The organism is Streptomyces sp. URMC 129 (assembly GCF_051386415.1).
In the GTDB taxonomy this organism is placed as follows: Bacteria; Actinomycetota; Actinomycetes; order Streptomycetales; family Streptomycetaceae; genus Streptomyces.
This window is the reverse complement of sequence record NZ_JBPQTQ010000187.1, coordinates 1-8,446: the sequence shown is the minus strand read 5'-3', so window position 1 is coordinate 8,446 and position 8,446 is coordinate 1. Positions and strand designations below refer to the sequence as shown.

The following is an 8,446-nucleotide window of genomic DNA, read 5'->3' as shown; positions in this document are numbered from 1 at the left end:
GGGATGTGCACGACGGCCCCGCCCCCGTCGTGCACATCCCCTCGCTGCCGCTGCCCGGATATCCCCAGGTCCGGGTGGCGCTGCCGAGCCGCAAGCTGGCCGCCGCCGTCGCCGCGCACCGGCCCGACATCATCCACCTCGCCAGCCCGTTCGTCCTGGGCGCGCGCGGCGCCGCTCTCGCCGTGCGCACCGGGGTTCCGGCCGTGGCCGTGTACCAGACGGACCTGGCGGGCTACGCGCGCACCTACGTCGGCGCCGGCGAGCTGGCCGCCTGGCGCCGGATACGCGCCGTGCACACCGCCGCCGACCTGACCCTGGCGCCCTCCACCGCGTCGCTGCGGGCCCTGGAGGAGCGCGGCGTGCCCCGGCTGGCGCTGTGGCCGCGCGGCGTGGACACCCAGCGGTTCCGCCCGGGGCTGCGCGACGAGGCGCTGCGCGCCGAACTGGCCCCCGGCGGCGAGCTGCTCGTGGGCTACGTCGGCCGGCTCGCCCCCGAGAAGCACGTCGAGCTGCTGGCCGGGGCCGCCGCCCTGCCCGGCGTCCGGCTCGTGGTGGTCGGCGACGGCCCCAGCCAGACCGCGCTGCGGGCCGCCCTCCCCAGGGCCCGCTTCCTGGGCCGCCGCACCGGCGACGACCTGGCCCGCGTCTACGCTTCCCTGGACGTCTTCGCGCACACCGGCCCGTTCGAGACGTTCTGCCAGACCGTGCAGGAGGCCCAGGCGAGCGGCGTGGCCACCATCGCCCCCGCCGTCGGCGGGCCTCTGGACCTGGTCGAGCACGGCCGCACCGGGCTGCTGGTCGAGCCGCGCGACCCGGCGGCCCTGCGGGAGGCCGTCCGCACCCTGCGCGACGACCCCGACCTCCGCGACTCCCTCGCCCGCGCCGGCCGCGCCGCCGTCGAGGGCCGCACCTGGGAGGCCGTCGGGGACCAGCTCCTCGACCACTACGCCCGGGTCCGGCAGGAACGGGCGGTGGCACTCCGGTGAGCGACGTGCGCGCGGCCGGCGGGTCGCAGACGACGACGGTGTCCGCGGTGCGCCGCGCGGACGGAGAAGCGAACGGGAGGACGCGGTGAGCGGGCCTGTGGGTGGTGGACTGCGGATCGTCCGCCTCGCGAACTTCGTCACCCCCGCCTCGGGCGGGCTGCGCACCGCGCTGCGCGAGCTGGGCGCCGGGTACCAGGCGGCCGGGCACGAGCCGGTGCTGATCGTCCCCGGCGAGTCGCGGAGCGACACCCGCACCGCGCAGGGCCGCGTGATCACGCTGCCCGGCCGGGTGCTCCCCGGCACCGGGGGCTACCGGGTCCTGACCGACCGGCGGCGGCTGGCCGCGCTGCTCGCCTCGCTCGCCCCGGACCGGCTGGAGGTCTCCGACCGCACGACGCTGCGCTGGACGGGGGAGTGGGCCCGGCGCCACCGCGTTCCGGCCGTGATGGTCTCCCACGAGAGCGTGGACGGCGTGCTGGCCACCTGGGGCGTGCCGGAGGGCCTGTGCCGCCGCACCGCCGACCGGCTCAACCTCCGCACCGCGCACGCCTACACCCGGGTGGTGTGCACCACCGAGTGGGCGGCCCGGGAGTTCCAGCGGGTCGGGGCGCGCAACGTGGTGCGCGCGCCGCTCGGCGTGGACCTGCGCCGCTGCCGCCCCGAGCTGCGTGACGAGGCGCTGCGCCGGAAGCTGGGCGGCGACGCCCGGGTGCTGCTCGCCATGTGCTCGCGGCTCTCCCCGGAGAAGCGGCCCGGCATCGCCCTCGACACGCTCGGCGAGCTGTTGCGCCGCGGCGTGGACGCCGCCCTGGTGATCGCGGGCGAGGGACCGCTCGGCGGGCGGCTGCGGGAGCGGGCCCGGCACGAGGGGCTGCCCGTCCTGTTCTCCGGCCACGTGGGCGACCCCGCCGACCTCGCCGTCCTGCAGGCCACCGCCGACATCGTGCTGGCGCCCGGCCCGGCCGAGACGTTCGGGCTGGCCGCCATGGAGGCCCTGGCCTGCGGCACGCCCGTGGTGGCCAGCTCCCGGTCCGCCGTGCCCGCGCTGCTCGGCACGGCCGGTACAAGCGCCGACGGCGACGGCGCGGCCTTCGCCGACGGCGTGCAGCGGCTGCTCGCCCGGCCCGAGGCGGCCCGCAGGGCGGCGGCCCGGGCGCGGGCCGAGCGGTTCCCGTGGAGCGCGGCCGTCGACGCGTTCCTCACCGCCCTGGACGCGGCCCCCGTCACGGGCGGCGGCCGGGGAGCCGTCCCCGCGATGGGCGCGCGGCCCGGCGCGGGCCGGGGGAGGTCGGGGCCCGGGTCCGAGGGCGGGGAACGATGACCGCGGACCCGCCGGTCTGCTTCGCCGCGCTCGGGGACTCCCTCACCGAGGGACTCGGCGACGCCCTGCCCGGCGGCCGGTGGCGGGGCTTCGCCCCGCTGCTCGCCGCCGGGCTCGGCCCGCCCGCCCGGCCGGTGCGCCTGGTCAACCTCGCCCGCAGCGGCGCCCGCACCGCCGACGCGGCCGGCGAGCAGCTCGCCGCGGCGCGGGCGCTGCGGCCCCGGTACGCCTCGGTCATCGTCGGCGGCAACGACACGCTGCGCGGCGCGTTCGACATCGCGGACGCGGCCCGCGACCTCGACGCGGTCATCGGCGCCCTCACCGCCGACGGCGCCGTGGTGCTCACCGCCTGCCTGCCCGACCCCGGGCGCATGCTCCACCTGCCGCGCGCCCTCGCCCAGCCGCTCGCGCGGCGCATGCGGGCGCTCAACGACGTGGTGCACCACCTGTCCTGGCGCCACGGCGCGGTGCACGCCCACCTCGCGGACCACCCGCTCGTCGCGGACCGGGCCGCCTGGAGCGTGGACCGGCTGCACCCCAGTGAGCTGGGGCACCGCCTGCTGGCCCGGGAGTTCCACGCCGGTCTCGCCGCGCGCGGCCTCGCCGCCGGTCCGCCGCCGTCCCCGGTCCCCGACCGGCCGCCGCCCCGGCGCGCCGCGGGCGCCTGGTGGCTGGCGACGCGCGGCACGCGCTGGGTCGCCGCCCGCTCCACCGACCTGCTGCCCGGGCTGCTGCGGCTGGCCGCCGCCGAGACCCGGCACCGGCTGGCCGGCACCGAGGAGGCGCTGGACCGGGCCGCCCGGGACGCCACCCTGGCCGCGCTCGCGCCGCTGCGCGCGCCGGCCGTCCCCAGGGCCGTTCCCGCCGCTCCGCCACCGACCCGCCGCACCGGGACGGCGGCGCCGCGCGGCTCCGCCACCGAGCCCGTCTGACTGACCGCACACCTCACACCGGCCCGTGCAGCTCACCCGCGTGCGGCGCGAACAGGTCCAGCAGCCGCGTCCGCGCCGCACGCACCCGGTGGGCGAGGATCTCCGCGATCACCCGCAGCAGCGCGTAGCCGAACGCCGGGTTCTCGTCGCACACGGCCTGCACCGCCGCGCCCTCGAACTCGTACGCCCGCACCGGGCTCAGCGCCTCCGCGCCGAAGTCCCACTCGTACGGCGGGAAGAGCCATGACCAGCCCAGCAGGTCGCCCGTGGCGAGCGAGGAGACGGCCGTCGGCCGCCGCCCGGCCCCCAGCCGCAGGTCCAGCGTGACCGTGCCCGACCGGATGATCCAGAACCGGTCGGCCCGGCCCTTCTCCTCGAAGATCCGCTGCCCCTGGTCGAACGAGACCTCGCGGGCCAGCTCCATCAGCCGTTCGCGGTGGTCGGCCGGCAGGACTCGCAGCAGCCGCCGTGGTGCCGTCATCGCCGCGCCTCCTCATGGCCGCCGGTCACCCCCTCCCATTGCACCCCCGGCCTGCCCCGCGCGCATCCCGGACCGCCGGGCCCCGGCGGTCCGCCGACTCGCAGCCCGGTCCCGTCTCCGCGACAGTGGGGGAGGGGGAGGGCTGCCGCCACGGGCCCGGGCGGCCCGACTCCGAGGAGGAACGTGAGCACCACCCCGCACCCCGGCGACCTCGAATACCTGCCCGGCGGACCGGCCGCCGTGCTGGTGCTCGACGCGCGGGGCGCGGTGGTCGCCTGCACCCGGGGCGTGGAGCGCGTCTTCCACCTGCCGCCCGGCCTCCTCCGCGGGCGGCGGCTGGCCGGCTTCCTCGTCGAGCCCGACTCCTGGCCCGACCTGGACGAGCTGGCCGGGCTGGGCGAGTCCGGCCACGGCGTCGTCACCCTGCGCCGCCCGGACGGAAGCACCGCCGACGTCCGGCTCGACGTCCTGCCCCTGCGGCCGGACGGCGGCCCGGGCCAGCTGGTGGCGATCACCCCGGCCACCGACGCCCGGCTCCAGGAGGAGAACCTGGGGCTGATCCGCGCCCTGTTCGCGCAGAGCGCCGTGGGCCTGGCCATTCACGACGCGGACCTGCGCCTCACCCGGGTCAGCCTCCCGGACGAGGGGCAGCCGGACGGGCACTGGGGCGTCGACCGCGCCGGCGAGCCGTTCCCGCTGGAGGACGTGCTCCTCCCCGAGGACGCCGCGGCGTTCACGGAGAAGCTGCGGCACGTCGCCGCCACCGGCGAGCCGGTGGTCAACTGGGAGCACCGGGCCCGGCTCCTGGAGGCACCCACCCGCGAGCGGGTCGTGGCGTTCTCCGCCTTCCAGCTCCAGGACGCCGACGAGACCCTGATCGGCGTCGCGGCCCTCTTCAGCGACGTCACCGAGCAGTACCTGGCCCGCCGCCGGATCGCGCTCATGCACACCGCCGCCCAGCGCATGGGCGGCACCCTGGACGTCACCCGCAACGCCGAGGAGCTGGCCCGGGTCCTCGTCCCCGAGTTCGCCGACCTCGCGGCGGTCGACCTGGCCGAGGCCGTCTTCTCCGGCGACGACACCGGTCCCGTGCTGCTCCGGGCCCCCGTGCGCCGGATCGCGGCGATCGCGGCCGGCGAGGAGTGGCCGCCGGACGTGCACCCCGCCGGCGCCGTCTTCCACTCACCCAGCCTCCGCAGGGACCGGATCGGTGGTGGCCGGGTCCTCTTCGGGCCCTGGCTGCCCCACCTGCGGGCCCGCCAGGTCGGCGGAACGCCCGGTGACGGTCCCGACCCGCTGCTCCTGCCGTCCCGTAGCGGCACCCGGATGGTCGTCCCGCTCCACGCCCGGGGGCAGGTGCTCGGCGCCATCGCGATGTGGCGTTCCGCCGGCCGCCCCCCGTTCAGCCGGGCCGACGCCGAGTTCGCCGAGGAGATCGGCACCCGGGCCGCCCTCAGCGTCGACAACGCCCGGCGCTACACCCGCGAACACCGCACCCTGGAGACGCTCCAGCGCAGCCTGCTGCCGCAGCCCATGTTCGAGGTGAGCGCCGCCCAGACGGCGGGCAGCTACGTCCCGGCCGGGACCGCGGCCGGGATCGGCGGGAGCTGGTACGACGTGATCCCGCTCTCCTCCGCGCGCGTCGCGTTCGTCATCGGCGACGTCGCCGAGCACGGCCTGAACGCCACGGCCACCATGGGCCGGCTGCGGACCGCCGTGCAGACCCTCGCCGACCTCGACATCGCCCCCGACGAACTGCTCACCCGCCTGGACGACCTCGCCATCCGCCTGGCCGACGTGGGCACCGCGCCCCACACCACCCGCGGCGGCGCCGTCGGCGCCACCTGCCTGTACTGCGTCTACGACCCCGTCAGCGGCGAGTGCGCCATGGCCGCGGCCGGCCGCGTACCGCCCGTCGCCGCCGCGCCGGGGGAGAGCGCCGAGGTGGTGAGCCTGAAGCCGGGGCCGCCGCTGGGCGTCGGCGGCACCCCCTTCGAGACCGTGCGGCTCCGGCTGAGCCCCGGCAGCTTCCTGGCCTTCTTCAGCGAGGAACTCGTCGCGCACGCCGACGACCCCGCCGACGACGGCGGCGAGGCCCGGCGGCGGCGCCTGCGCCTGCTGTGCGACCGGGTGGCCGAGGGCGCCGCGGCCGGCACCACCCCCCGCGCCCTGGGCCAGGGCGTGCTGGACGCCCTGCTGCCCGGCCCGGCGCCCGACAACGACGTCGCCCTGCTCGTCGCCCGTGTCGCGGCCCTCCCCGAGGGCGCCGTCGCCGACTGGCGCTTCCCCGCGGACCCCTCCGTCGTCGGCGAGGCCCGTGACCGGGTCCTCGCCCAGCTCAAGGACTGGGACCTGACGGCCAACATGTTCCCCACCGAACTGATCGTCAGCGAACTCGTCACCAACGCCATCCGCTACGCCGGCGGCCCCGTCGGCCTGCGCCTCATCAGGGACGAGACGCTCGTCTGCGAGGTCTCCGACCCCAGCGAGACCCAGCCGCACCTGCGGCGCGCCCGCCCCACCGACGAGGGCGGCCGGGGCCTGTTCCTGGTCGCCCAGCTCGCCCACCGCTGGGGCAGCCGGTACACCCCCGCGGGCAAGACGATCTGGACCGAACAGCTCCTGGACCAGGGACAGGGGCGGGCATGAGCGACCACGCCCCGACGGACGCCACAGGACTGGGAGCCACCCCGGGCGGGCTGCTGGACGAGGTGCGCGTCGCCGTCTTCGTCCTCGACGGCGACGGCGCCGTCGTGCTGTGGAGCCCGGAGGCCGAGGCGCTCTTCGGCTACCGCGCCGAGGACGTCCTGGGCCGGCGGGCCGCGGGCATCCTGGTGCCCGACCGGCTGCGGGCGGCCGTGGACCGCTGGTTCGAGCGGACCTGGGCGGGCGAGGCGTGGTCCGGCGTCGTCCCCGTGCTGTGCGCGGACGGCACCCTCCGGCGGGTCGAGTTCCGCAGCCGCCGCCTGCACGACCCGCGCGGCGCCCCCAGGGTGCTCGCCCACGCCGCCGACACCCCCACCCTGCGGCGCCTGGAGATCGACCTCGCCATGTCGCTCAGCCTGATCAACCAGTCCCCGGTCGCGCTCGCGCTCTTCGACACCGACCTGCGCTGGCTGCGCGTCAACCCCGCGCTGGAACGCCTCAACGGGCTGCCCGCCGAGGCCCTGCTCGGCCGCCGCTACCGCGACGTGCTCGTCGGCACCGACGTCGAGGGCGTGGAGGGCGCCATGCGGCACGTCCTGGCCACCGGCGAGCCGCTCATCGACCACCGGACCACCGGCCGCACCCCCGCCGACCCGCAGCGCGACCACGTCTGGTCCGTCTCCTACTACCGCGTCGACGACCAGTCCGGCCACACCATCGGCGTCGGCACCTCGGCCATCGACGTCACCGAACGCCAGCGCGCCGACGCCGAGGTGGCCGCCGCCCGCGAACGGCTCGCCGTCATCGCCGACGCCGGCACCCGCATCGGCACCACCCTCGACCTGCCGCGCACCGCCCGCGAACTGGCCGAGGTCGCCGTGCCCCGGCTGGCCGACCTCGCCGCCGTCGACGTCCTCGACTCGGTCCTCGGCGGCGAGACCGCGCCCCCCGTACGGCCCGACGGCTCCGTGCTGTTCCGGCCGCTGGCCGTCGTCGCCGGCCAGGGCAGCGACGAGGGACGGGCCGCCTACCGGCTGGGCGAGGCCGCGTCCCACGGCCCCCGGCGCGTCCTCACCCAGTGCGTCCGCGAGGCCAGGCCCATCCTGCTGGCCCGCGTCCTGGCCCCGGCGCTGCGGCACATCGCCAGGAACGAGGAGGTCGCCCGGGTCTTCGCCGGCGTCGGCGTCCACTCCTTCCTGGCCGTCCCGCTCACCGCGCGCGGCGAGGTGCTGGGCACCCTCAGCCTGTGCCGTACGCGCAACCCGCGCCCGTTCGACCAGGAAGACGTCGCCCTCGCCGGCGAACTCGCCGCCCGCGCCGCCATCAGCGTCGACAACGCCCGCCTCTACAGCCGGGAACGGGGCACCGCGCTCACCCTCCAGCGCAGCCTGCTGCCCCGGCTGCCGCGCAGCCGCCCCGGCATCGACATCGCCTGCCGCTACCTCCCGGCCGTCAGCGAGATCGGCGGCGACTGGTTCGACGTGCTCGAACTCGGCGCCGGCCGGCTCGGCCTGGTCGTCGGCGACGTCATGGGCAAGGGCGTGCGCGCCGCCGCGATCATGGGCCAGCTCCGCTCCACCATCCGCGCCCTGGCCCTCCTCGACCTGCCGCCCGCCGAACTCCTCAGCCACCTCGACGCGATCGCCACCTCGCTGGGCGACTCCATCGCCACCTGCGTGTACGCCGTCTGCGACCCGCGCGACGGCTGGTGCGAGATCTCCAGCGCCGGCCACCTGCCGCCCGTCCTGGTCCGGCCCGACGGCACCGCCGAACTCCTCGACCTGCCCAACGCCGTGCCGCTCGGCGTCGGCGGCGTCCCGTTCACCGCCGAACGGCGGCGGCTGGCGCCCGGCAGCACCGTCGCCCTGTTCACCGACGGCCTGGTCGAGGAACGGCGCGCCCCCATCGACGTCGGCCTGCGCGCCATGACCCGGCTGCTCTCGGGCGCCCCCCGGCCCCTGGAGGAGACCTGCGACGCCGTCCTGAGCGGCCTGCGCCCCACCACCCCCGAGGACGACGTCGCCCTGCTCCTGGCCCGCACCCACCGGCCCGGCCCCTGACACCCGGCCGGGCACCCGGC

At 77.8% G+C, this 8,446-nt stretch carries 6 protein-coding genes; 5 read left to right on the top strand and 1 reads right to left on the bottom strand.

Annotated features, from left to right (window positions below):
* The 3 genes from ACSNOC_RS26045 to ACSNOC_RS26035 all read left to right on the top strand — a co-directional run.
* On the top strand, positions 1 to 986 hold a 986-nt coding region (locus ACSNOC_RS26045), incomplete at its 5' end, for a glycosyltransferase family 4 protein (RefSeq protein ID WP_436750021.1).
* Positions 987 to 1,071: 85 nt separating this feature from the next.
* Entirely contained in the window at positions 1,072 to 2,307 is a 1,236-nt protein-coding gene (locus ACSNOC_RS26040) for a glycosyltransferase (protein WP_436750020.1), read from the top strand.
* Entirely contained in the window at positions 2,304 to 3,239 is a 936-nt protein-coding gene (locus tag ACSNOC_RS26035; RefSeq protein WP_436750019.1) for an SGNH/GDSL hydrolase family protein, read from the top strand. The genes ACSNOC_RS26040 and ACSNOC_RS26035 overlap by 4 nt, the downstream gene beginning before the upstream one ends.
* 13 nt (positions 3,240 to 3,252) lie before the next feature.
* On the opposite strand, the gene ACSNOC_RS26030 is transcribed toward ACSNOC_RS26035, so the two are convergent.
* Positions 3,253 to 3,720, bottom strand: coding sequence for a Crp/Fnr family transcriptional regulator (locus ACSNOC_RS26030; RefSeq protein ID WP_436750018.1), 468 nt, complete (start codon positions 3,718 to 3,720; stop codon positions 3,253 to 3,255).
* 183 nt (positions 3,721 to 3,903) lie between these two features.
* Between ACSNOC_RS26030 and ACSNOC_RS26025 the strand changes: the two genes are divergently transcribed.
* Together ACSNOC_RS26025 and ACSNOC_RS26020 are read left to right on the top strand one after the other, a co-directional pair.
* Positions 3,904 to 6,369 (top strand): SpoIIE family protein phosphatase, encoded by a 2,466-nt coding sequence (locus ACSNOC_RS26025; RefSeq protein WP_436750017.1) that lies wholly within the window; start codon positions 3,904 to 3,906, stop codon positions 6,367 to 6,369.
* A complete protein-coding gene (locus ACSNOC_RS26020) occupies positions 6,366 to 8,426 on the top strand; it encodes a SpoIIE family protein phosphatase (RefSeq protein WP_436750016.1) in 2,061 nt (686 codons plus the stop codon). The genes ACSNOC_RS26025 and ACSNOC_RS26020 overlap by 4 nt, the downstream gene beginning before the upstream one ends.
* Positions 8,427 to 8,446 lie beyond the last annotated feature (20 nt).

Coding starts and splice junctions, on each gene's coding strand:
- ACSNOC_RS26035 (WP_436750019.1), top strand. CDS start 2,304: ATGACCGCGGACCCGCCGGTCTGCTTCGCCGCGCTCGGGGACTCCCTC.
- ACSNOC_RS26030 (WP_436750018.1), bottom strand. CDS start 3,720: ATGACGGCACCACGGCGGCTGCTGCGAGTCCTGCCGGCCGACCACCGC.
- ACSNOC_RS26020 (WP_436750016.1), top strand. CDS start 6,366: ATGAGCGACCACGCCCCGACGGACGCCACAGGACTGGGAGCCACCCCG.